This is a genomic window from Azovibrio restrictus DSM 23866 (assembly GCF_000429665.1).
Lineage (GTDB): Bacteria > Pseudomonadota > Gammaproteobacteria > Burkholderiales > Rhodocyclaceae > Azovibrio > Azovibrio restrictus.
In genome coordinates this window covers 292,120-316,373 of the sequence record NZ_AUCH01000002.1, presented here as the reverse complement: position 1 = coordinate 316,373, position 24,254 = coordinate 292,120, and the positions used below count along the sequence as shown (strand labels likewise).

General features: G+C 64.2%; 21 protein-coding genes. 18 read left to right on the top strand and 3 right to left on the bottom strand.

Annotated features, from left to right (window positions below):
* Window positions 1–54: 54 nt before the first annotated feature.
* The 5 genes from hrcA to G474_RS0103425 all read left to right on the top strand — a co-directional run bounded on the left by hrcA (window position 55) and on the right by G474_RS0103425 (window position 5,509).
* The gene (gene hrcA, locus G474_RS0103445; RefSeq protein WP_026685758.1) at window positions 55–1,083 is read left to right on the top strand and encodes a heat-inducible transcriptional repressor HrcA; all 1,029 of its coding nucleotides are present in this window, start codon (window positions 55–57) and stop codon (window positions 1,081–1,083) included.
* Window positions 1,084–1,088: 5 nt separating this feature from the next.
* Window positions 1,089–2,189: a ferrochelatase gene (gene hemH / locus G474_RS0103440; protein ID WP_026685757.1), complete on the top strand. Its 1,101-nt coding sequence runs from the start codon at window positions 1,089–1,091 to the stop codon at window positions 2,187–2,189.
* Between the two features lie 59 nt (window positions 2,190–2,248).
* Window positions 2,249–2,674 (top strand): thioredoxin TrxC, encoded by a 426-nt coding sequence (gene trxC, locus G474_RS0103435; protein WP_026685756.1) that lies wholly within the window; start codon window positions 2,249–2,251, stop codon window positions 2,672–2,674.
* A gap of 59 nt (window positions 2,675–2,733) precedes the next feature.
* Complete coding sequence (locus G474_RS0103430; RefSeq protein ID WP_026685755.1) at window positions 2,734–3,816, top strand: hypothetical protein; 1,083 nt, start codon at window positions 2,734–2,736, stop codon at window positions 3,814–3,816.
* A 73-nt stretch (window positions 3,817–3,889) separates the two neighbouring features.
* Complete coding sequence (locus tag G474_RS0103425; protein ID WP_026685754.1) at window positions 3,890–5,509, top strand: methyl-accepting chemotaxis protein; 1,620 nt, start codon at window positions 3,890–3,892, stop codon at window positions 5,507–5,509.
* Between the two features lie 47 nt (window positions 5,510–5,556).
* Here G474_RS0103425 and G474_RS0103420 read toward each other — a convergent pair whose 3' ends face one another.
* On the bottom strand, window positions 5,557–6,906 hold the full coding sequence (locus G474_RS0103420) for a protein kinase domain-containing protein (RefSeq protein WP_026685753.1): 1,350 nt from the start codon (window positions 6,904–6,906) through the stop codon (window positions 5,557–5,559).
* Between the two features lie 114 nt (window positions 6,907–7,020).
* On the opposite strand from G474_RS0103420, the gene grpE reads away from it, so the two are divergent.
* From grpE to G474_RS0103395, 5 genes are all read left to right on the top strand, one after another.
* Window positions 7,021–7,563: a nucleotide exchange factor GrpE gene (gene grpE, locus G474_RS0103415; protein ID WP_026685752.1), complete on the top strand. Its 543-nt coding sequence runs from the start codon at window positions 7,021–7,023 to the stop codon at window positions 7,561–7,563.
* A gap of 100 nt (window positions 7,564–7,663) precedes the next feature.
* On the top strand, window positions 7,664–9,598 hold the full coding sequence (gene dnaK, locus G474_RS0103410; RefSeq protein ID WP_026685751.1) for a molecular chaperone DnaK: 1,935 nt from the start codon (window positions 7,664–7,666) through the stop codon (window positions 9,596–9,598).
* A 71-nt stretch (window positions 9,599–9,669) separates the two neighbouring features.
* On the top strand, window positions 9,670–10,812 hold the full coding sequence (locus tag G474_RS0103405) for a hypothetical protein (protein WP_026685750.1): 1,143 nt from the start codon (window positions 9,670–9,672) through the stop codon (window positions 10,810–10,812).
* Between the two features lie 31 nt (window positions 10,813–10,843).
* Window positions 10,844–11,977 carry a molecular chaperone DnaJ gene (dnaJ, locus tag G474_RS0103400; RefSeq protein ID WP_026685749.1) on the top strand — a complete coding sequence of 378 codons (1,134 nt, stop codon included), beginning with the start codon at window positions 10,844–10,846 and terminating at the stop codon, window positions 11,975–11,977.
* Between the two features lie 142 nt (window positions 11,978–12,119).
* On the top strand, window positions 12,120–13,262 hold the full coding sequence (locus G474_RS0103395) for an ABC transporter substrate-binding protein (protein ID WP_026685748.1): 1,143 nt from the start codon (window positions 12,120–12,122) through the stop codon (window positions 13,260–13,262).
* 90 nt (window positions 13,263–13,352) lie between these two features.
* Here the strand turns inward: G474_RS0103395 and cysS are convergent, their stop codons facing one another.
* Entirely contained in the window at window positions 13,353–14,723 is a 1,371-nt protein-coding gene (cysS, locus tag G474_RS0103390) for a cysteine--tRNA ligase (protein ID WP_026685747.1), read from the bottom strand.
* A 120-nt stretch (window positions 14,724–14,843) separates the two neighbouring features.
* Between cysS and G474_RS0103385 the strand changes: the two genes are divergently transcribed.
* The 8 genes from G474_RS0103385 to recQ all read left to right on the top strand — a co-directional run bounded on the left by G474_RS0103385 (window position 14,844) and on the right by recQ (window position 22,129).
* Window positions 14,844–15,926, top strand: coding sequence for a nuclear transport factor 2 family protein (locus G474_RS0103385; protein ID WP_026685746.1), 1,083 nt, complete (start codon window positions 14,844–14,846; stop codon window positions 15,924–15,926).
* Window positions 15,926–17,284: a L,D-transpeptidase family protein gene (locus G474_RS19365; protein ID WP_245589294.1), complete on the top strand. Its 1,359-nt coding sequence runs from the start codon at window positions 15,926–15,928 to the stop codon at window positions 17,282–17,284. Before G474_RS0103385 ends, G474_RS19365 begins: the two co-directional genes overlap by 1 nt.
* Before the next feature lie 42 nt (window positions 17,285–17,326).
* On the top strand, window positions 17,327–17,887 hold the full coding sequence (locus tag G474_RS0103375; protein WP_043463022.1) for a peptidylprolyl isomerase: 561 nt from the start codon (window positions 17,327–17,329) through the stop codon (window positions 17,885–17,887).
* Window positions 17,888–17,896: 9 nt separating this feature from the next.
* Window positions 17,897–18,388, top strand: a complete 492-nt coding sequence (locus G474_RS0103370) for a peptidylprolyl isomerase (protein ID WP_026685744.1) — start codon at window positions 17,897–17,899, stop codon at window positions 18,386–18,388.
* A gap of 16 nt (window positions 18,389–18,404) precedes the next feature.
* A complete protein-coding gene (locus tag G474_RS0103365; protein ID WP_026685743.1) occupies window positions 18,405–19,145 on the top strand; it encodes a UDP-2,3-diacylglucosamine diphosphatase in 741 nt (246 codons plus the stop codon).
* Between the two features lie 91 nt (window positions 19,146–19,236).
* Window positions 19,237–19,515 (top strand): type II toxin-antitoxin system TacA family antitoxin, encoded by a 279-nt coding sequence (locus tag G474_RS0103360; protein ID WP_026685742.1) that lies wholly within the window; start codon window positions 19,237–19,239, stop codon window positions 19,513–19,515.
* Window positions 19,512–20,021 (top strand): GNAT family N-acetyltransferase, encoded by a 510-nt coding sequence (locus G474_RS0103355; protein ID WP_026685741.1) that lies wholly within the window; start codon window positions 19,512–19,514, stop codon window positions 20,019–20,021. The genes G474_RS0103360 and G474_RS0103355 overlap by 4 nt, the downstream gene beginning before the upstream one ends.
* 248 nt (window positions 20,022–20,269) lie before the next feature.
* Window positions 20,270–22,129, top strand: coding sequence for a DNA helicase RecQ (gene recQ, locus G474_RS0103350; protein WP_051281775.1), 1,860 nt, complete (start codon window positions 20,270–20,272; stop codon window positions 22,127–22,129).
* A 4-nt stretch (window positions 22,130–22,133) separates the two neighbouring features.
* On the opposite strand, the gene G474_RS0103345 is transcribed toward recQ, so the two are convergent.
* Window positions 22,134–23,966, bottom strand: a complete 1,833-nt coding sequence (locus tag G474_RS0103345; protein WP_026685739.1) for an SLC13 family permease — start codon at window positions 23,964–23,966, stop codon at window positions 22,134–22,136.
* Window positions 23,967–24,254 lie beyond the last annotated feature (288 nt).

The window sequence follows — 24,254 nt, the reverse complement described above, 5'->3', positions numbered from 1 at the left end:
CACAAAACCCGCCCCTGCGGCGCGCCCGGCCTGCCCTGCTGTACAATCGCCCGCATGCTTGACGACCGTTCCCGCACCCTGCTCAAGACCCTGATCGAGCACTACATCGCCGAGGGTACCCCCGTGGGCTCCCGGGCCCTGTCCCGGTTTTCCGGCCTGGAGCTGTCCCCCGCCACCATCCGCAACGTCATGGCAGACCTGGAAGAAGCCGGCTTCGTCGCCAGCCCCCACACCTCCGCCGGCCGCATTCCCACGGCCCGGGGCTATCGGCTGTTCGTAGACAGCCTGCTCACCATGCGCCCCCTGGAACAGCACCAGATCGTCGAGATCGGGGACTCCCTGCGCCCCAGCCATCCCCAGCAGCTGATCGCCAATGCCTCCCAGCTTCTCTCCCAGCTGACCCATTTCGCCGGCATCGTCGCCACCCCCAGGCGTACCACCCCGAAGATCCGCCAGATCGAGTTTCTCAGCCTTTCCGAAAAACGCATCCTGCTGATCCTGATCACCAGCGACGGGGATGTGCAGAACCGCATCCTGTTTACGGCCCAGCCCTATTCCCCGGCGGAGCTGGTGGAAGCCGCCAATTACCTGAACCAGAACTTTGCCGGCCTGGATTTCAGCCAGATCCGCACCCGGGTGCAGGAGGAGCTGCAGCAGTTGCACCAGGACATGCAGGCCCTGATGACGGCCGCTCTGGACGCCAGCAACGAGGCCCTGGCCGGGGACCCCCAGCCCTGCATCATTTCCGGGGAACGCAACCTGCTGGATGTGGAAGACCTGTCCTCCAACATGAAGCGCCTGCGGCAGCTGTTCGACCTGTTCGAGCAACGCTCCAGCCTCATGGGCCTGCTCGACCAGTCCCACCGGGCGGAAGGCATTCAGATCTTCATCGGCGGCGAATCCGGACTGGCCCCCCTGGACGAATGCAGCGTCATCACCGCCCCCTATGAGGTGGATGGGCAGGTAGTCGGCTCCCTGGGCGTGATCGGCCCCACCCGCATGGCCTACGAGCGAGTCATCCCGATCGTGGACATCACCGCCAAGCTGCTCTCCAGCGCCCTCAGCACCCAGACCGGAAAATGACCACCATGTCCTCTTACCTGCCCGAACCCGCGCACCGGCACGATGCCCCGCCCGCCCTGGGCGTGCTGCTCATCAACCTGGGTACCCCAGAGGCGCCCACCCCCCGGGCCGTCCGGACCTATCTGAAGCAGTTCCTCTCGGACCCCCGGGTGGTGGAAATCCCCCGCCTGCTCTGGTGGCCCATCCTGAACGGCATCATCCTCAACACCCGCCCGAAGAAATCGGCCGCCAAGTACGCCTCCATCTGGACCGACAAGGGCTCCCCCCTGCGCTTTCACACGGAGCAGCAGGCCCGCCTGCTCAAGGGCTACCTGGGAGAGCGGGGCATCCAGGCCGACGTGGCCTGGGCCATGCGCTACGGGGACCCGGATGTGGGCCGCATCCTCACGGAATTGAAGAACCGGCAGGTGCGCCGCATCCTGGTCGTCCCCATGTACCCCCAGTACGCGGCCAGCACCACCGCCACCGCCCTAGACATGGTGTTCAACTGGTTCCAGCAGAGCCGCAACCAGCCGGAACTACGCACCATCCGCAACTTTCACGACCATCCGGGCTATCTGAATGCCCTGGAAGATACCGTGCGCCGCCACTGGCGCGCCCACGGCCTGCCCGATGCAGGCACCCGGCTGGTGATGAGCTTCCACGGCCTGCCCCGCCGCAGCCTGGACCTGGGCGACCCCTATTTCTGCGAATGCCAGAAAACCGGCCGCCTCCTGGCGGAACGGCTGAAACTCGACCCGGAGCAATATCGTGTCTGTTTCCAGTCCCGCTTTGGCAAGGCCCAGTGGCTGCAGCCCTACACGGCCCCCACCCTGGAAGCCCTGGCCCGGGAAGGGGTGCGGCGGGTGGACGTGATCTGTCCCGGCTTCGTGGCCGACTGCCTGGAAACCCTGGAAGAAATCGCCCTGGAAGGGAAGCAGGACTTCCTCCAGGCCGGCGGCCAGGAATACCACTACATCCCGGCCCTGAACGAAAACCCGGTCTGGATTCACGCCCTGGCGGACCTGGTGGAAACCCATCTGGGCGGCTGGCCCCTGCAGCCCCCCGAGGCGGCAGAACGGGTGGAAACCGCCAACCGGGCCCGGCAGCTGGGCGCCCAGAACTGAAACCTTGATTTCCAGCCTGGCGGCCCCATATCAGCATTCACTGATAAAAAGGAGTCGCCATGCTGCTTCCCTGCCCCCACTGCCACACCCTCAACCGCCTTCCTGAAGAACGCCTGGCAGAACAGCCCGTCTGCGGCCGCTGCAAACAGCCCCTGTTCACCGGCCAGCCCCTGGAATTGAACGCCAGCACCCTGGCCCTGCACCTGGAGCGGGGCGAACTGCCCCTGCTGGTGGATTTCTGGGCCCCCTGGTGCGGCCCCTGCCGCATGATGGCCCCGGCTTTCGCCCAGGCCGCAGTCCATCTGGAACCTGCTCTGCGCCTGGGCAAGGTGAACACGGAAGCCCTGCCGGAACTGGGGGCCCGCTACGCCATCCGCAGCATTCCCACCCTGGTCCTGTTCCAGGGCGGCAAAGAAGTTGCCCGCCAGTCCGGCGCCCTGAGCGAAACCCAGATCATTCAGTGGGTCAGGAGCCAGCACCGCTGACGCTCAAGACATCCTCCCCCATGCCGTAGACAGATCTATGACTTCCGGAGGATGCCGCCATGAAAATCGCCAGTGCCCAATTGCAGCTGGCCTCCACCCACGAGGCCAAACAGGAACACCAGGTGCGGGAGTCCCTCAACATGTGGACTGGCCTGCGCCGGGTCGCCAACCGGGAGGAAAACAGCGATGCCGCCCTTCCGGCCCGGCAGATTCCCGAATCCACCCGGGTCCAGCTTTCCGAGCTGGGCCGGCAGAGCCTGAACGCGGAAGCGACCGCCTCCAATAGTTCGGACGAACTGCGGCAGCAGATGGACAACGACCCGAAGCTGATGCTGCTGCGAGCCGCCATCGAAATGCTCACCGGCCGCAAGATCAACATCTTTGACGCCTCCGACCTGCAGGCCAGCGGCAGCGGTGCCACCACCAGCGCCCCGGGCAGTGCCGGCACCAGCAGCGAGGGCGCCCGGCCGGCGGGCTACGGGGTGGAATACGATTATTTCGAATCCTATGCGGAGAGCGAGACCACCACCTTCTCCGCCCAGGGCAGCGTCCTGACTCAGGATGGCCAGGAAATCAGCTTCTCCCTCAACCTGAGCATGAGCCGCAGCTACTACGAGGAAACCAGCGTCAGTATCCGTATGGGCGATGCCCAGCTGAAGGACCCCCTGGTGCTCAATTTCAACGGCAGCGCCGCCCAGCTCACCGACACCCGCTTCCGCTTCGACCTGGACGCAGACGGGGAAATGGATTCCATCAATTTCGTCAAACCCGGCAGCGGCTTCCTGACCCTGGACCGCAACCAGGACGGCAAGGTCAATGACGGCCGCGAGCTGTTCGGCGCCATGAGTGGCGACGGCTACGCCGAACTGGCCGCCCTGGACGAAGACGGCAACGGCTGGATCGACGAAAACGACAGCGCCTACAAGGATCTCCGGGTCTGGAGCAAGGACGCCCAAGGCAACGATCAGTTGCAGACCCTGCAGGCCGCCAACGTGGGCGCCATCAGCCTGGCCCAGATGGCAACCCCCTACTCCATCAAGGACCATGACAACCAGCTTCAGGGCCAGATCCGGTCCACCAGCGTGTTTTTGCAAGAAACCGGAGGGGCTGGCACAATGCAGAAAATAGACTTGGCCGTCTAAACAGCAGGCTTTCCCGATATTTCAGCCGCATGGGAAAACCTGGAATATCCCTTCGGGAGACAAGGAAAACAAAATGACACGGATCGCTGACTGGAAGATCTGGATTCGCCTCACCGCCGCCATCTGGTCGGTGCTGGTGCTGGCCTGGGGAGGCCTGATTGCCTGGGAAAGCCAGGAAAACCGCAGCAATGCCATCAACCAGGCCAAGGACTTTGCCCAGAGCATCCACGAGATGACCATGGCCGGCCTGACCGGCATGATGATCACCGGCACGGTGGGGCAGCGGGAAGTGTTCCTGGACCAGATCAAGCAGCTCTCCGTGATCAAGGACCTGCACGTGGCTCGGGGCGATGCGGTATCCAAGATTTTCGGCCCCGACACCAAATCCAACCGGGCCCTGGACAGCATCGAACAGCAGGTCATGAACTCCGGTCAATCCTATGTATCGGTGATTGAGGAAGACGGCCACCTGGCCCTGCGCGTGGTCAACCCCACCAAGGCCGACCGCAATTACCTGGGCAAGGACTGCATCGCCTGCCACCAGGTCCCCGAAGGCACGGTGCTGGGCGTGGTCAGCATGAAGGTGTCCCTGGACTCGGTGGAATCGGCCGTATCCGCCATGCGCTTCAAGATTGCCGGAGCCGCCTTCCTGGTCAGCCTGCTGCTCCTGGGGGTCATTTACTGGCTCACCCACCACTTCGTCACCCAGCCCATGGACGAACTGCGTAAGGGCCTGGTGGACATTGCCCGGGGCGAAGGGGACCTGACCCGCCGGCTGAAGATCAAGGGCAAGGACGAGATCGGTGAGACCGCCCTGGTCTTCAACGAAATGATGGAGAACTTCGCCAAGCTGGTACGCCAGGTCACGGAAGCTGCCCAGCGGGTTTCCGCCAAGGCCCACGATCTTTCCATGAGCGCCAGCCGGGTGGCCAGCAGCTCCCATCAGCAGGACGAGAAATCCAACCAGGCGGCCGCCGCCGTGGAACAGCTGGTGACCAGCATCGTCTCCATCGCCCAGAGCGCCGAACACGTGCAGCACCAGTCCCAGGAGTCCCTGGACCGGGCCCAGGCCGGCAATCGCAGCCTGACCGAGCTGCTGGAAGAAATGGACGTGGTGGAATCCGCCGTCAAGCAGATGGCCGAGTCGGTCAATGAGTTCGTGCGCAATACCGAGGCCATCAATGCCATGACCCAGGAGGTCAAGGACATCGCCGAACAGACCAACCTGCTCGCCCTGAACGCGGCCATCGAGGCAGCCCGGGCCGGGGAACAGGGACGCGGCTTTGCCGTGGTGGCCGACGAGGTCAGGAAGCTGGCGGAAAAGTCCGCCCGTTCCGCCAGCGAGATCGACGCCATCACGGAAAAGCTCACCTCCCAGTCGGTGGCCGTGCGCAAGGCCATCCACGAGGGGCTGTCGCACCTCTCCAGCAGCCAGGAATCGGTCCATTCGGTGGCCGACATCCTGACCGCCACCAACGGTTCGGTGCAGGAGGTAGGCGAGGGACTGGACACCATCGCCACGGCCACCGACCAGCAACGCCGGGTCTCCGGCGAAGTGGCGGACAACATCGAAGCCATCGCCAGCATGGCCCGGGACAACACCAGTTCGGTGGAAGAAACCGCCGCTGCCGCCGACGACCTCAAGATCCTGGCCGACAATCTGCAGGGCACCGTGGGCCGCTTCAAGGTCTGAGCCCGGCCCGGCAGCACCAAACATGAACCCGCCTGACGGCGGGTTCTTCACATGGGCATCAGCTCCAGGTCCAGGCTGGCCGGCGGCAGGGGGCCACTGCCCTTGGTGGCGCCAGGCCCCTGTTTGGCCAGGAGCTTGTTGGCCTCGCGCAGGCGCTCGATCACCTTGGCCATCAGGGTTTTCTGCATGCGCTCCTGGAGCTCCTCGGAGGACAGGGCCAGGGCCGGTCCACTGATTTCCAGGAAACGGCAGGGCTCCAGGGTCACCACCGTGGCGTGACGCTTGCCGTCGGCGTAATGCAGGTGCGCCATCTCCCCCACCACCTCCCCGGCCCCCAGGCGGCAGAGCACCTTGCCCTCCACCGATACCTCGACACAACCGCTGACGATGATGCCGAAGCGCTTGTCCGCTTCCCCCTCGGACAACAGGGTCACGTTGCGGTCCACATCCCGCCAGATGGCTGAACGCAGGATTTCCCAGAGTTCCACGTTCTCGAACTCCACGAAGAACTCCAGCTTGCGCAGGGCTTCGAAATGGCGCATGTCCTGGGGTTCCGGGTCGTCTTCCTTGACGATCTGGTAACGCACCGTGGACAAATCCTTGGCGAACTCGGCCCCGTTGCGGTAGCGGCTGTAGAGATCCTTTTCCAGGGCCTTCTTGATGATCGCATCCAGCCCCTCCGGCAGGTTGGGATTGAGCTGGGAAATCACCGGGATATCCATGTTCACGATCTTGTAGATCAGGGTGGCCGGATTCTTGGCCCGGAAGGGCAGCCGCCCGGTGAGCATCTGGAACAGCACCACCCCGAGGGAATACAGGTCGGTCTTCTGGTTCAAGGGATAACCCTTGATCTGCTCCGGCGACATGTAGGCCGGGGAACCCACGCCCATCACGAAGGTGGAATCCCGGTCCATGTCCTTGTTGATGTTGATGGCCAGGCCGAAGTCCGCAATCTTGGGATTGTCGTCCTTGTCGAGCAGGATGTTGGCGGGTTTGATGTCCCGGTGGATCACCCCCTGGCGGTAGGCATGATCCAGGGCCAGACAGCATTTGAAGATGATGCCCACGACCCGGTACAGGGGCAGCAGCCGGTCGATGCGGCAGAAGTCCTCCAGGGAAACCCCATCCACGTATTCCATGGCGATGTAGGCCTGGTTCTCCTCTACCACCGCCTCGTAAATCTTGACGATATTGGCGTGGTCCAGGCGCCGGGCAATGGCATCCTCGGTCTGGAACAGCTTGCGCAGGCGTCGGGAGACGGCCGCGTTGTCGCTGTCGAAGCGCACGAGCTTGACCGCCACCTGGCGGCCTTCGTCGGGATCGTCGCACAGGTAGACCACCGCCGTGGCCCCCTTGCCCAGTTCCCGGACAACCCGATATTTTCCGATGCGTTCCATGGCACTCCGTCCGAAGATATTCCAGATGCTAGCAGGAATCGGAGAATTTAAAAAAAGGGCTTGAAAGCCGACATTCCGCCCCCATAACCGGAAGAATCAATGGGAGACTCAACAATGACCGAAGACATCAACAACCCGTCCACCGCCCCCCAGGATCAGCCGGAGACCATCAACACCTCACAGGTGGACAGCCTGCCCAGCCTGGAAGAGCAGCTGCGCGACCTGGAACTCAAGGCCACCGAACACCATGATGCCTGGCTGCGTGCCAAGGCCGAGACGGAAAACGTCCGGCGCCGGGCTCAGGAAGACATCGCCAAGGCCCATAAGTTCGGCATCGAGAAGTTTGCCGGCGAGCTGCTGGCGGTCAAGGACAGCCTCGAAGCCGCCCTGGCCAGCGACAAGCAGACCGTGGAAGACCTGCGCAGCGGCGTGGAACTGACCCTGAAGCAGCTGATTTCCGCCTTTGACCGTTCCGGCCTCAAGGAAATCAATCCGGCCGGGGAGAAATTCGACCCGCACCAGCACCAGGCCATGGGCATGGTGGAGGCCGAACAGGAAGCCAATACCGTGGTGCATGTGCTGCAGAAAGGCTATCTGATTGCCGAGCGGGTGCTGCGCCCCGCTCTGGTGATGGTGGCCAAGGGCAAGGACGCTTGAAATTCCGGGGAACACCCCTACTTAGCGATCAGGAAATTTTGTATAGAACCCGTGCTGCCGCCACCCAAGATGCGGCACACACCCTAGAAAGGATTTGAACATGGGCAAGATCATCGGTATCGACCTGGGCACCACCAACAGCTGCGTCGCCATCATGGAAGGCGGCCAGGCCAAGGTCATCGAGAACTCCGAAGGCGCACGCACCACCCCTTCCATCATCGGTTACGCCGAAGACGGCGAGATCCTGGCCGGCGCCCCCGCCAAGCGCCAGGCCGTCACCAACCCCAAGAACACCCTGTACGCAGTGAAGCGCCTGATCGGCCGCCGCTTCGAAGAGAAGGAAGTGCAGAAGGACATCAGCCTGATGCCCTACAAGATCGTCAAGGCCGACAACGGCGACGCCTGGGTGGAAGTGCGCGACAAGAAGATCGCCCCGCCCCAGGTTTCCGCCGAAGTGCTGCGCAAGATGAAGAAGACCGCCGAGGACTACCTGGGCGAGGAAGTCACCGAGGCCGTCATCACCGTGCCCGCCTACTTCAACGACAGCCAGCGCCAGGCCACCAAGGACGCCGGCCGCATCGCCGGTCTGGAAGTCAAGCGCATCATCAACGAGCCCACCGCTGCGGCGCTGGCCTTCGGCATGGACAAGGTGTCCGGCAAGGACAAGAAGATCGCCGTGTATGACCTGGGCGGCGGCACCTTCGACATCTCCATCATCGAAATCGCCGACGTGGATGGCGAAAAGCAGTTCGAAGTGCTGGCCACCAACGGCGACACATTCCTGGGCGGCGAAGACTTCGACCAGCGCCTGATCGACTACATCATCGAGGAATTCCAGAAGGAATCCGGCGTGGACCTGAAGAAGGACGTGCTGGCCCTGCAACGCCTGAAGGAAGCCGCCGAAAAGGCCAAGATCGAGCTCTCTTCCAGCCAGCAGACCGAGGTGAACCTGCCCTACATCACCGCCGACGCCTCCGGTCCCAAGCACCTGGCCCTGAAGATCACCCGGGCCAAGTTCGAATCCCTGGTGGATGAGCTGGTGAACCGCACCATCGACCCCTGCAAGGTGGCCCTGAAGGACGCCGGCTGCAAGATCAGCGACATCGACGACGTGATCCTGGTGGGCGGCCAGTCCCGCATGCCCAAGGTGCAGGAAAAGGTGAAGGAATTCTTCGGCAAGGACCCCAGGAAGGACGTGAACCCCGACGAAGCCGTGGCCGTCGGTGCGGCCATCCAGGGCGGTGTGCTGCAAGGCGAAGTCAAGGACGTGCTGCTCCTGGACGTCACCCCCCTGTCCCTGGGCATCGAAACCCTGGGCGGCGTCATGACCAAGCTGATCCAGAAGAACACCACCATCCCCACCAAGGCCAGCCAGGTATTCTCCACCGCCGACGACAACCAGTCCGCCGTGACCATCCATGTTCTCCAGGGCGAGCGCGAGATGTCCTCGGGCAACAAGAGCCTGGGCCAGTTCAACCTGGAAGGCATCCCCCCGGCTCCCCGCGGCGTGCCCCAGATCGAGGTGATCTTCGATATCGACGCCAACGGCATCCTGCACGTGACCGGCAAAGACAAGGGCACGGGCAAGGAAAACAAGATCACCATCAAGGCCAACTCCGGGCTCTCCGAAGATGAAATCCAGGCTATGGTGAAGGACGCCGAGCTGCACGCCGAAGAAGACAAGAAGGCCCACGAACTGGCTGATGCCCGGAACGGCGCCGATGCCATGGTGCACATGGTGAAGAAGTCCATGACCGACTACGGCGACAAGCTGGAAGCCGGCGAAAAGGAAAAGATCGAAGCCGCCATCAAGGATGTGGAAGACAGCATCCGCGGCAACGACAAGGACGACATCACCGCCAAGACCGAGGCCCTGTCCCAGGCGGCCCAGAAGCTGGGTGAAAAGATGTACGCCCAGCAACAGGCCGAAGGGGCCGCCGCCGGCGATGCCGGTGCCCAGCCCCAGGGCGAGAAGACCGTGGAAGGCGACGTGGTCGATGCCGAATTCACCGAGGTGAACAAGGACAAGAAGTAAGCCCCGCTTCGCCTTGTGCCGAAACGGGGATGCCAGCCATCCCCGTTGGTCGTTCACCCACAGGTAAAAATATGCGCACCCGGACCCTGCTGCTTCACGCCATCCTGCTGACCCTGGCCAGCCTGCCGTCGCCATACGCCCAGGCGGGAGAGCACGGCTATGTCAGCGCCGAGGACGGGCGCTGCTCCGTATGGGCCCCATCCCGGCTCAAACCCGAGGAATACGCCCTGCGCTACACGGGGGGTTGCAAGAACGGCCGGGCCGAAGGCAAGGGCAAGGCGGAATGGCTGTACCGCTATGCGGAGATGAAGGTGAAGAGCCGCTGGGAAGGGGAATTCCGCAATGGGGTCTTCCTTAATGGTAGCGACATCAAGGGCAGCATCACCCCGATCCCGGGAGACCAGTACCTAATTCCCATGGGCAAGGTAAACGGCGCCGACCTGCTATTCATCAGCACCAGCGAACAGGACGGGCCCCTGGAACTCTGCCGCACGAAATCCATCCGTCTGGTGCTACCCGCCGGGGTTTCCGCCGCCGATGAGGACAAGGTCAAAAGCCTGATGCTCGAAGCGCACCAGCGCTATCGTAAAACCTGCCCGGACACCGGCAGGGACCTCAACCTCGGCATCCACACCGAGGCAGTCCTCCCCCAGCCCAACCACATGCTGCCCAACCCCATCGCCCAGGCGTACATGGGGCCAGCTGCAACCCAGGTGGAGCGCTATTCCAACAAGGCGGCGGACCAGGCCCGGCAGGAACAGGCCCGGGCCGAACATGAACGGCAGCGGGAAGCAAGCCGCCAGCAGTTCCATGACTTCAGCCGCAGGAACAACATCCAGGCCTGGGTGACCCTGCAGCAACTGGACGAAAATCCTTTCCGCTGGGAAGGCCAGACCGTAGGCGTCGTGGTGCGCCTGGAACGGATGCTGACCCGGGACCGGGCCCTGATCCGCAGCGCCCTGCGGGACCGCTTCGCCCCGGTGCAACTGACCGGCATTACCCCGAACTTTCCCGGCAGCCAGAACAGCGTGCTGCTGGCGGCCACAGTGGGCAAACGGGAGCCTCTGCCAGATAGCGGCGACAAGAATCCCACCCTGGCCACCCTGCACCACCTGGCCAGCCGCACCTGCGACAAACCCCACTGCGACGACTGGCTGATGTGGGCCCGCAGCGATCAGGACATTCCTTGGGGCGAGCCCTTCAAAGCCCGCTGAAGCACCAGCCGACATACAAGAGAAACCCATCATGAGCAAACGCGATTATTACGAAATCCTCGGCGTCAACCGCGACGCCAGCGAAGACGAGATCAAGAAGGCCTACCGCAAGCTGGCCATGAAGCATCACCCGGACCGGAATCCGGACAATCCGGCCGCCGAGGAAAAGTTCAAGGAAGCCAAGGAAGCCTACGAGATTCTCTCGGACGCCCAGAAGCGAGCTGCCTATGACCAATACGGCCACGCCGGCGTGGACCCCCAGGCCGGCTTTGGCGGGGGCGGCGGCGGCCAGGGCTTCGGCAACTTCGCCGATGCCTTTGGCGGCATCTTCGACGAAATCTTCGGGGGCCGGGGCGGCGGTGGCGGCCGCTCCAACATCTACCGGGGCGCCGACCTGCGCTACAACTTGGAGATCACCCTGGAGCAGGCCGCCCATGGCACCGAAACCAAGATCCGCATTCCCACCATGGAAGTGTGCGAGTCCTGCCACGGCTCCGGCGCCAAGCCGGGCACCCAGCCCACCACCTGCCCCACCTGCGGCGGCTCGGGCCAGGTGCGCCTGCAACAGGGTTTCTTCTCCATCCAGCAGACCTGTCACAAGTGCCATGGCACAGGGCGCTTCATTTCCGATCCCTGCAATACCTGCCACGGCGCCGGACGGGTCAAGCAGCACAAGACCCTGGCCGTGAAGATTCCCGCCGGGGTGGACGAGGGCGATCGCATCCGGCTGGCTGGCGAAGGGGAGCACGGGGTCAATGGCGGCCCTCCGGGCGACCTGTACGTACAGATCCACCTGAAGCCCCACGCGGTCTTCACCCGGGACCACAGCGACCTCCATTGCGAGATGCCCATCAGCTTCACCACGGCCGCCCTGGGCGGAGAAATCGAGATTCCCACCCTGGATGGCGCCGCCAACATCAAGATTCCCGCCGAAACCCAGTCGGGCCGCATCTTCCGGCTGCGCGGCAAAGGCATCAAGGGGGTGCGCAGCCACACCCACGGGGACCTGCTCTGTCACGTGGTGGTGGAAACCCCCGTGCATCTCACCGAACGTCAGAAGGAACTGCTCAGGGAACTGGAGGAAATCTCCAAGGGCAACGACGGCAAGCACAATCCTCGGGCCCAGTCCTGGATGGACAAGGTAAGGGACTTTTTCGCCAGCTGAAGGCGGAAAAACCAGGGCAAAGGGGCGGCTGCGGCTGCCCTTTTTTTTGACAAAAGTCAGACCACAACCCTCTCGCCTTAGTCCATCCGGGCCTCCGGACTGCTAGAATCCGGCAATAATCAGCAAAAACGAGGAGCGTGGGATGAAACTCTGGAAAACCGTGGCCGCCACCTGCCTGATGGCTTGGTCCGCCCTGGCCGCAGCCGAACCCGGCGTCACCGACAGCAGCATCACCCTGGGCATGTCCGCCCCCCTCAGCGGCCCCAACGGGGCCTACGGTGTGGAAATGCGCGAGGTCATCAACGCCTATTTCGCCCAGGTGAACAAGAACGGCGGCGTAAACGGCCGCAAGCTGGTTCTGGAAGCCCTGGATGACGGCTACGAAACCGACCGCACCGTGGCCAACACCCGTACCCTGATCAATGACAAGCAGGCCTTTGCCCTGCTCGGCTACTACGGCTCCAGCCCCACCACCCAGGCCATGAACGATGTGTTCGGCCCGGCCAAGGTCCCCCTGGTAGGCACCATCTCCGGCGCCGACAGCCTGCGCCGCCCTCCCGGGGCCAACCCCAACAACCGCTACATGTTCAACGTGCGGGCCAGCTACGCCAATGAAACCGACGTGATCGTCAGCCAGCTGGTTTCCCTGGGCCTTAAGAACATCGCCGTGTTCTATCAGAACGACGGCTACGGCCGCTCCGGTCTGGATGGGGTCACCGCCGCCCTGAAAAAGTTTGATCTGGCCCCCTCGGCCGTGGGCACGGTGGAGCGCAACTCCCTGGACGTGGACCTGGCGGTACAGAACATTTCCAAGGTCACGCCTCAAGCGGTGGTGATGATCACCCTGTACAAGCCTACGGCTGCTTTCGTGCGCCACATGAAGAAGAATGGCCAGAATCCCATGTTCATGACGGTTTCCCCCGTGGGGGCGGAACAGCTGGTGGCCGAACTGGGAGACGAGGCCCGGGGCATCGGCATTTCCCAGGTCATGCCCTATCCCTGGAACGACACCACGCCGGCCGTGCGTGACTACCAGCGGCTGCTGGGCCGGAACGGCAAATACTCCTACTACGGCGTTGAAGGCTACATCACCGCCAAGCTCATGGTGGAGGCCCTGCGCCGGGCCGGCCGGGACCTGACCCGGGAAAAACTGGTCACGGCCCTGGAAACCATGAACAACCTGGACCTGGGCGGCTACCGGGTCACCTATGGCCCGGACAGCCGCAACGGCTCCCGCTTCGTGGAACTGACGGTGATCGGCAGCGGCGGCAAGATTCTGCGCTGATCCCAGGCAACAGCCTCCAGCAAAATGGCCCGCAGATGCGGGCCATTTTGCTGTTCAGCCAGCGGAGCGGAGTGAATCCGCCCCGGGCGCTCAGGCCCTCCGCCAGGTGGTCCCGCCGGGACCATCCTCGAGCAGCACTCCGGCAGCTTTCAGTTCCTCCCGAACCCGGTCAGCCTCGGCAAAATCCCTGGCCTGCTTGGCGGCCAGACGCCGGGCGATCAGGGCCTCGATCTCGGCTTCCGGCAGACCGGTCTCTCCCACTGCGGCACGCAGGTATTCCAGGGGCGGCCGCTGCAGGAGACCCAGCACGCCCCCCAGGGCCTGGAGCAGGCCGGACAGGCGGGCATCGTTGCCACGCCGGGCCTCCTGGGCCAGCTCGAACAGCACGGCGATGGCCCCATGGGTATCGAAATCGTCATCCATGGCCGCCTGGAAACGGGCGGCATGGGGATGGCTCCAGTCCAGCGCCACGGGCTCCGGCGCCACATCCCGCAGGGTGAAGTACAGGGTGTCCAGGCTGGCCCGGGCATCCTTCAGGTGAGCATCCGAATAGTTCAGGGGGCTGCGGTAATGGGCCCGCAGAATGAAGAAGCGCACCACCTCCGGGTCATATTCCTTGAGCACCTCACGGATGGTGAAGAAGTTGCCCAGGGACTTGGACATCTTCTCGTTATCCACCCGCACGAAACCGTTGTGCATCCAGTAATTGACGTAACTGCAGCCGTGGGCCCCCTCGGACTGGGCAATCTCGTTTTCGTGGTGCGGGAACTGCAGGTCCTGGCCGCCGCCGTGGATGTCGAAATGCTTGCCGAGCAGGGATGAGCTCATGGCCGAGCACTCGATATGCCAGCCCGGCCGACCCTCGCCCCAGGGCGACGCCCAGGCCGGCTCCCCCGGCTTGGCGTGCTTCCAGAGCACGAAATCCAGAGGATCCTGCTTGGCGGTATCCACCTCCACCCGCTCGCCGGCGCGCAGATCGTCCAGGGACTTGCCGGACAGCTTGCCGTACCCGGGGAATTTGCGTACCGAGTAATTCACATCCCCATCGGCCGCCTTGTAGGCCAGGCCATGGGCTTCCAGCTGGCCGATCAGCGCCTGCATCTGGGGTACGAATTCGGTGGCCCGGGGCTCATGGTCGGGACGCAGCACACCCAGGGCATCCGCATCCTCGTGCATGGCCGCAATGAAGCGCTTGGTCAGGGCTTCGATGGGTTCGCCGTTCTCCGCCGCGCGGCGAATGATCTTGTCATCGATATCGGTGATGTTGCGCACGTAGGTGACGGCAAAGCCCCGCGCCTTGAACCAGCGATAGACCGCGTCAAAGGACACCATCACCCGTGCGTGGCCCAGATGGCAGTAGTCGTACACGGTCATGCCGCAGACATACATCTTGACCTTGCCGGGTTCGATGGGGGTAAATTCCTGTTTTTCCCGCTTCAGGGAATTATAGATGGTGAGCATAGGGAATCTGGGAGGCCCGGAACCCCGCAGAATCGGGCCTTGGGCGCAAATTTTGAGATTAACAAAAAAATGTTGGTAGAATCTGTCGTTTAGAATTCTCAGCGAAGTATAGCACTAGCAATGGCCACCTCTGATCGCTCCCCACTGCGTCGCACGCTCCAGGCCCTGTGCCTGGGTGCAGCCCTCTATGCTGCTACTCCCGCCATCGCCGACAACCTGCCGGACATACAGCGCCTGATGAAACAGGCCCAGTACCCCCAGGCGCTGGAAAAGGTGGATAGCTACCTCTCCAGCCGTCCCAAGGATGCCCAGGGCCGCTTCCTGAAGGGCCTGATCCTCACCGAAATGAGCCGCCCCGGCGATGCCATCGCCATCTTCACCAAGCTCACCGAGGATTACCCGGAACTGCCCGAGCCCTACAACAACCTGGCCGTGCTCTACGCCCAGCAGAAGCAGTACGACCGGGCCCGCACGGCACTGGAAATGGCCATCCGCACCCATCCTGCCTATGCCATCGCCTACGAAAACCTGGGTGATGTCTATGCCAAGCTGGCCAGCCAGGCCTACGACAAGGCCCTGCAGCTGGATTCCGCCAATGCGGCGGCCCAGAACAAGCTGGCCCTGATCCGCGATCTGGTGAGCACCCCGGTCAAGCCCGGCAGCCGTCCCACCACGGTCGCCACCTCCACCCTGCCCATCACCCCCACTCCGCCGGCGGCCCCGACGCCCCCGGCTGCCCAGCCCAAGGGTCCGGTCGCCACCGTGGTCACCGCCACCCCGGGCGCTGCCGCAACGCCGCCGGCAGCGGCGGCTCCGGCCGCCACCGCCCCGGCTCAGCCCGCTCCCCGGGCCGAAGCTGCGGACCCGGCCGCCCAGGAAGTCTCCAAGGCCCTGGCCGCCTGGGCGGCAGCCTGGTCCCGCAAGGATGTGAAGGCCTACCTGAGCCACTACGCCCCCGGCTTCAAGACGCCCAAGGGCATGAACCGCAAGGCCTGGGAAGCCGAACGCCAGGAGCGCATCAGCCGCCCCAGCTGGATCAAGGTGAGCTACGACGAGCCCAGCATCAGCATCGAAGGCAACCAGGCCACGGTGCGCTTCCGCCAGAATTACAAGGCTTCCAACTTCAAGAGCTCTTCCAGCAAGACCCTGGTATTTACCAAGTCCGGCAACTCCTGGCTGATTCTTGACGAAGACTCCCGTTAATGCAGTTGCGTAGTTTGCTGTTGGGCCTGCTGGCCACGGGCGCCGTGGCCAGCAGCATGTGGGTGATGTTCAAGCCGGGCGCGCCCCAGGGGGGAGCGGCGCCGGCCGCACCGGCTCCCGTCGCCGTGGTTTCGTCCGCCCCGATCCAGGATCCGCCCAAGGAGGTGCTGGATACCATCGGGCAGCTGCTGGGCAGCACCCCTCCGGCCAGGAGCAGCAGCACCAGCTCCCCCAGCGGAGCCGGCGCCACCATTTCCGATTCCGGCCCCGAACCCCAACTGGAGCGCATTTTCGCCGAGATCGAGGCACGCCGCCTGGATGCGGCCCTGCAGCTCACCGAAGGGCTGATCCAGCGCTACCCCAACTTCCGTCTGGCCTACCTGATCAAGGGCGACCTGCTGCTCGCCCGGGCCCGCCCCATCAGCAGTTTCGGCGCGGCCCAGAACGCTCCCGCCGAGCGGGTGGCGGACCTGCGCGAAGAAGCCTTCGTCCGCCTCCAGGGCTACAAGAACAAACCGCCTGCCGACTACGTGCCCCGTTACCTGCTGCAGATGCGCCAGGACCAGCAGTACGCCATCGTGGTGGACACCAAGAAGGCCCGCCTTTACCTGTACCAGAACGATAATGGCCGCCCCCGTTTCGTGGCCGACTACTACGTCACCCAGGGCAAGCTGGGTTCGGACAAGATGGCGGAAGGGGACAAGCGCACCCCCATCGGCGTCTATCACGTCACCTCCAGCCTGCCCCGGGAAAAGCTGGCCGACCTGTACGGCCACGGCGCCTTTCCCCTCAACTACCCCAACGAATGGGACAAGCGCCAGGGCCGCGGCGGTTCCGGCATCTGGCTGCATGGCACCCAGTCCGACACCTTTTCCCGCCCCCCCAAGGCCTCGGACGGCTGCGTGGTGCTGACCAACCAGGATTTCGACAGCCTGGGCAAGAGCGTCCAGGTGGGGCTCACCCCCGTGATCATCAGCAACGAGATCGAATGGCTGACGCTGGATGACTGGAACCGGGAACGGCAGGAGCTGAACAAGACCATAGAAACCTGGCGGGCCGACTGGGAAAGCCTGGATACAGAACGTTACCTGCGCCACTACTCCAGGGAATTCCAGGCCAACGGCCAGGATTACCGGGCCTTTGCCGAGCAGAAGCGCCAGGTGAATGACAGCAAGACCTGGGTCAAGGTCAAGCTCAACAATCTTTCGGTGTTCCGGAACCCCGGCGCCGAAGAAGTCGTGGTGGTCACTTTCGACCAGGTCTACGACAGCAACAATCTCAGCAACACCATGAAGAAGCGCCAGTACTGGCTCCGGGAACGGGGTCACTGGAAGATCGTCTACGAAGGGGCCGCCTGAGCCCTGGCTCCGGCCCCACCACCCTTTGCAGGAGAAATCCCCATGTTGCCTCGCGCACTCGTTCTGGCCGCCGGCCTCGCCGCCTCCACCCTGAGCTGGGCAGCCCCCACCGTGGAACTGGAAACCAACCAGGGCAAGATCGTCCTGGAACTCAACAATGCCAAGGCCCCCAAATCCGTGGCCAATTTCCTCCAGTACGCCCGGGAAGGCTTCTACAACGGCACCGTGTTCCACCGGGTGATTCCCGGCTTCATGATCCAGGGCGGCGGCTTTGACCCCAAGATGAACCAGAAGGAAACCCGGGAACCCATCGAGAACGAAGCCAAGAACGGGCTCCGGAACAGCCGCGGCACCATCGCCATGGCCCGCCGCCCCGACCCCAACTCCGCCACCGCCCAGTTCTTCATCAATCTGGTGGACAACAAGAACCTGGACTATCCCTCCTTCGACGGCTGGGGCTACGCCGTGTTCGGCAAGGTCACCGAAGGCATGGAGGTGGTGGACAAGATCGCCAAGGTCTCCACCGGCCGCTCCGGTCCCCACCAGGACGTGCCCAAGGAACCCGTCATCATCCAGTCCGTCAAAATCATTTCCGAAAAGTGAGCCATTAACATGATCAAGCTGCAAACCAACCTGGGCACCATCACCCTGAAGCTGGACGCCGAGAAGGCCCCCGTCACCGTCAAGAACTTCATCCAGTACGTAGAGGACGGCCACTACGACAACACCATCTTCCACCGGGTCATCAACGGTTTCATGATCCAGGGCGGCGGCTTCACGCCCGGCATGAAGCAGAAGGACACCCGCGAGCAGATCGAAAACGAAGCCGGCAACGGCCTCAAGAACAAGCGCGGCACCATCGCCATGGCCCGCACCAACGATCCCCACTCCGCCACCGCCCAGTTCTTCATCAACGTCTCCGACAACGATTTCCTGGACTTCAAGGCCCCCTCCGGCAGCGGCTGGGGCTACTGCGTCTTCGGTGAAGTGGTGGAAGGCATGGACGTGGTAGACAAGATCAAGTCCGTCAAGACCGGCAACAAGGGCTTCCACCAGGACGTGCCCGTGGAAGACGTGATCATCGAAAAGGCCGAAGCCGTCTAAGGCGGAATCCCCGGACTTGATCTACTTCATCTCCGACCTGCACCTGTCGCCCCGGACTCCCGGGGCGATCTGCATTTTCAAGGCCTTTCTGGAGCGCATCGCCCGCCCGGATGTAGCCAGAAACAACAGCCTCTACATCCTCGGCGACTGCTTCGAGACCTGGGTCGGCGACGACGACATGGATGATCCCTGCCACCAGGAGATCATCACCGCCCTCGCCCAGGCTGGCGCCGCCGGCCTCGCTACCCATCTGATGCACGGCAACCGGGATTTCCTCCTGGGCCAGGACTTCGCCCGGGCCGCCGGCCTCACCCTGCTGCCCGACCCCTACGTGCTGTCCACTCCCGAATGGCAGTTCGTCCTCGCCCACGGGGACGCCCTATGCACCGACGACCAGGCCTACCAGCAGTTCCGTGCCCAAACCCGCAACCCGGACTGGCAAGCCGCCTTCCTGGTCAAACCCCTGGCCGAGCGCCACGCCATCGCCGAGCATTTGCGTCAGCAGAGCGAAGCCGCCAAGAGCGAAAAGTCCGCCTACCAGATGGACCTCAACCCCGGCGAGACCGACGATTTCCTGCGCCAGTACGGCTACGCCACCTTCATCCACGGCCACACCCACCAACCCGCCCGCCACGACCACATCGTGGACGGCATCCACGTGGAACGCTGGGTGCTAGCAGACTGGAGCGAACACAGGGGTGAAGCCCTGTGCTGGGACGGGGAGCAATTGTTGCGCGAAACGCTGCACCAAAGCTGAGCGGAGCCCCGCACCCCCAATACAGAAAAACAATTGTCGGTACATCATCCGGACGCTATCATCACGCCATGCGTATTGTCCGGAGCCAGCCATGTCTTCCCTGAATCTTGCCAAAACCGAACGGATCGACGTTCGCGCCAGCAGCCCCGTCAAGCAGTTGCTGCAGGAGGCCGCCCGGTCCTGCCACAAGAATGTCAGCGAGTTTCTGCTTGAAGCGGGGATCAATGCGGCCAATCAGGCCCTCTCCGACCGACGCCGCTTCATCCTCGACGAAGCCCAGTGGGCGCAATTCCAGGAAGCCCTGGATCGTCCCGTACAGGCCAAGCCGCGCCTGCAACAGTTGCTCCAGCAGCCCGGAGTACTGGATTGAGCCCTCGCTACGAGCCGGTGCGCAAGCTGGCGGCAACGGACAGGGTCGAGACTTTCGACTGTGGCCAGCCCGCCCTGAACCTGTTCTTGCAGCGTCATGCCCTCGTCAGCCAGAAGGCCAATAGTGCGCAAACCTACGTCTGCTGCCAGGCGGAACAGGTGGTCGGGTTTTACAGTCTGGCTGTGGGCAGCGTGGAGCCCGAGGAGGCCCCACCCGGAGCCGGGAAAGGGCTGGCCCGCCACCCCATCCCGGTCATGATCCTGGCCCGTCTCGCAGTAGCGGCGCCCCACCAAGGCAGGGGACTGGGCCGTGCCCTGCTCAAGGACGCCCTACTGCGCACACTCCAGGCCGCTGATATTGCCGGCATCCGCTGCCTGCTCGTACATGCCAAGAATGATGCCGCCAAGAACTGGTATGAATCCTGGGAGTTCGAGCCCAGCCCCAGCGATGCCTACCATTTGTTTCTACTGCTCAAGGATCTCAAGGCGTTGGCGACAGCGCCGTGAGCGGACCATGAAGCAAGCCCGGAAAACCCCGTGGCACCCGCCGCAAAAACCTATACTTTTCCACTAGATCGAAACAACGGAACGGAAAGAAAAGTGCTCCCTCCCCAGGCAAGACATCCGGCAGCAACGGGCTCCCCTGACCGGATCGAACAGGATCGCATCCGCTGGCAGCAGGCCGGGACATGGCTAAAGGATCTTGATGCACCGCGGGACGGCCTAATCCATTGAACCCATCTGAAAGTCCGTCCATGCCTTTTGCGTGTGCAAGCCCTGGAGTTATCTCCGGCGCCTTGAATGCTCCCCCCTCCGCCCTGGACATCCTCCAGCACACCTTCGGCTACCCGGCCTTCCGCGGCCGACAGGGGGAGATCATCGAGCACGTGGCCGGGGGCGGTGATGCCCTGGTGCTGATGCCCACCGGGGGCGGCAAGTCCCTCTGTTACCAGATTCCGGCCCTGCTGCGCCGCGGCGTGGCCATCGTGGTCTCTCCCCTGATCGCCCTGATGCAGGACCAGGTGGACGCCCTGACCCAGCTCGGCATCAAGGCGGCGCTGCTGAACTCCACCGTGGCCTGGGAGCAGGTGCGGGAGACCGAACAGCGCCTCTTCGCCGACGACCTGGACCTGCTCTACGTGGCCCCGGAACGGCTGATGACCGAGCGCTTCCTGGCGCTCCTGGACGGGCTGGCCGAGGGGGGCCGGCTGGCCCTGTTCGCCATCGACGAGGCCCATTGCGTCTCCCAGTGGGGCCACGACTTCCGCCCCGAATACCTGCAGCTGTCCGCCATCCACGAGCGCCACCCGGAAGTGCCCCGGATCGCCCTCACCGCCACGGCCGACGAGGCCACCCGGCGGGAGATGATCGCCCGCCTGGGCCTGAACGAGGCCCGGGTGTTCATCTCCAGCTTCGACCGGCCCAACATCCGCTACACGGTGGTGGAGAAGGACACCCCCAAGCGCCAGCTGCTGGGCTTTCTCGGCGGGCATAAGGGGGAAGCCGGCATCGTCTATTGCCTGTCGCGCAAGAAGGTGGAGGAGATCGCCGCCTGGCTCAGTCAGGAGGGCTACCCGGCCCTGCCCTACCACGCCGGTCTGGATGCCCGGGTGCGGGCCGAGAACCAGCGCCGCTTCCTGCGCGAGGAGGGGCTGATCATGGTCGCCACCATCGCCTTCGGCATGGGCATCGACAAGCCGGACGTGCGCTTCGTGGCCCACCTGGACCTGCCCAAGAGCCTGGAAGCCTATTACCAGGAAACCGGCCGGGCCGGCCGGGACGGGGAACCCGCCGAAGCCTGGATGACCTACGGCCTCCAGGACGTGGCCCTGCAACGCTCCCGCATCGACGACTCCACCGCCGGCGAGGAGCAGAAGCGCCTGGAAAGCCAGAAGCTCACCGCCCTCCTGGGCTATGCGGAATCCCCCCGCTGCCGCCGGGTGGTGCTGCTCGACTACTTCGGGGAAGCCAGCCAGCCCTGCGGCAACTGCGATGTCTGCCTGGACCCGCCGGAACTCTGGGACGGCACCGAGGCGGCCCGGAAGGCCCTGTCCACCGCCTACCGCACCGGCCAGCGCTTCGGCGCCAAGCACCTGATCGACGTGCTGCGCGGCAAGGAAAACCCCAAGACCCGGGAATACGGCCACCACAACCTGTCCACCTGGGGCATCGGCGCCGACCTGGACGAAACCGCCTGGCGCGCCGTGTTCCGCCAACTGGTGGCCGCCGGCCTGCTGCACGCGGACATGAACGAATACGGGGCCCTGAAGCTCACCGCCGCCGCCAAGCCGGTGTTGAAGGGGGAACAGTCCGTGGAACTGCGCCGCCGCACCACCAAGGCCGGCAAGCCGGTCCGGAGCAGCAGCCGCAGCCAGCTCACCGCCGACCTCAGCCCCGAAGCCCTGGCCCTCTTCGAGCGCCTGCGCCAGTGGCGAGCGGAAACCGCGAAGGAACAGGGGGTGCCGGCCTACGTGATCTTCCACGACCGGACCCTGAAGGAAATCGCCGAACTGCGCCCCGGCAGCCGGGGCTACCTGATGAGCGTGCAGGGCTTCGGCGAAGCCAAGATGGAGCGCTACGGGGACGAGATCCTGGAGCTGGTGCGCTCGGCCTGAGGCCTCACCGCCAGGGGAACAGCCAGGGCAGCACCAGCACGCACACCAGCAGCAGCAGGACCGTGAACGGCACGCCCAGACGCAGGTAGTCGGAAAAGCGGTACTGGCCCGGCACCAGCACCAGGGTATTCACCGGCGAAGAAACCGGAGTCATGAAGGCGGCCGAGGCCGCCACGGCCACGGTCATGGCGAAAGGATAGGGGGACAGCCCCAGCTGGCTGGCCGTAGCCATGGCCACGGGCGCCATCAGCACCGCCGTGGCGGTATTGGAAATGAACAGCCCCACCAGGGCGGTGAGCAGGAACAGACTGGCCAGCACCAGGCGCGGCGAATCGCCCCCGGTCAGGGCCAGGAGCCCCTGCACCACCAGGTCGATGCCGCCGGTTTTCTGCAGGGCGGTGGCAAAGGGCAGCATACCGACAATGAGGATCAGGCACTGCCAGTTGATGGCCCGGTAGGCGCTTTCCAGATCGACGCAGCGGAAAGCCCCCATCAGCAGGCAGCCGATGAAGGCGGCGATCACCGGCGGCACCAGGCCGCTGATCATCAACCCCACGGTCAACAGCAGGGTGAGGATGGCAAAGGGCGCCCGCCTGCCCGCCGGTGCCGCCTCGTCCAGTTCCGCCGGCAGGTTGAGCACCAGGAAATCCTGGCTGCAGCCCTGCAACTGGCGGATGGCCTTCCAGCTTCCCGCTACCAGCAGGGTGTCCCCCATGCGCAGCTTCCGGTCCAGACCACTCCCCTGGGCCCGGCGACGGCGCCGCAGTCCCACCACGTGCAGGCCGTAGCGGGTGCGGAACCCCAGTTCCAGCACCGTCTTGCCGATCAGGCTGGATTCCGGCGGCAGCACCACCTCGGCCAACCCCATTTCCCGGGAGGAATCGGCGAAGGAATCCTCCCGGAAAGGGCGGGATTCCAGGCCGTGCTCACGCCCCAGGGTGAGAAAATTCACCTGCAGGGGGTCGCACAGCAGCAACAAGGTATCCCCGGCCTGCAGTTCCCGGCCCGGACCCGCCTCCAGCAGGGCCAGGCGCAAATGGCGCTGGCGTTCCAGGCCGATCACGTTCAAGCCCAGGCGGGTGCGCAGCCGCAGCTCCCCCAGGGTGCGCCCCACCAGGGGAGAATCCGGACGCACCAGGAGGCGCAGCACCCGGCCCTCCAGTTCGTAGTCCCGGGCCAGCTCCAGCATGCGCCGGCGCGGACGCTCACCCCGGGGCCCCTTGCGCGGCGCCGTTCCCAGCCAGTGACGGGCGAACAGCATGTAGACGATGCCCAGACCCAGGGCCAGGAGCCCCACGGGGGTGAAGGAGAAGAAGCCGAAGCCGGCAACACCGGCCCGCTCCAGTTCGCTGTTCATGACCAGGTTGGGCGGCGTCGCCACCAGGGTGAGCATGCCGCTGATCAGGGCCGCGAAGGAGAGGGGCATCATCAGCCGCCCCGGGGCCAGCCCCAGGCGGGAAGCGACACTCAGGGCCACGGGAATGAAGATGGCCACCACCCCGGTGGAGCTCATCACCGAGCCCAGGAGGCCCACGGACAGCATCATCAGGACGATCAGCCGGGTCTCGTCACTGCCGGCCTTATGCACCAGCCAGTCCCCGACCCGGTAGGCAATCCCGGTGCGGACCAGGCCCTCGCCTATGACGAAGAAGGCAGCAATCAGGAGTACGCTGGGTTCGCTGAATCCGGCCAGGGCCTCGGCCGGGCTCAGGGTGCCCCCAAGCACCAGGGCCACCAGCGCCATCAGGGCCACCACGTCCATGCGCGGCCGGTTGACGATGAACGCGGTCACACAGGCCAGCAGCAAACCGAAAACCCAGAGCTGTTCGTGCGTCATGGCAAGAAAGGCCGCCAGGGCGGCCGCAAATGATCCTTAAAACCTCAGTTAAACCACAGAGGCACAGAGACGCCGAGGAAAAACAAAGACTTGTCCTGGAAGGCCAGGTCACTTTCTAGGTGAGCGCAGAAGATAATGCAAGCCATTGTTTTTTTGAACTTCTCTGTGTCTTTGTGTCTCTGTGGTGAGGTTTTTAGGATGATTCAGGCAGGAAGCCCGGTTTCTACCACGGAAAGCCGGCTCAGGAACACCGGCCCCGCCGCCAGCCCCTGAGCGGGACCGGCAAGG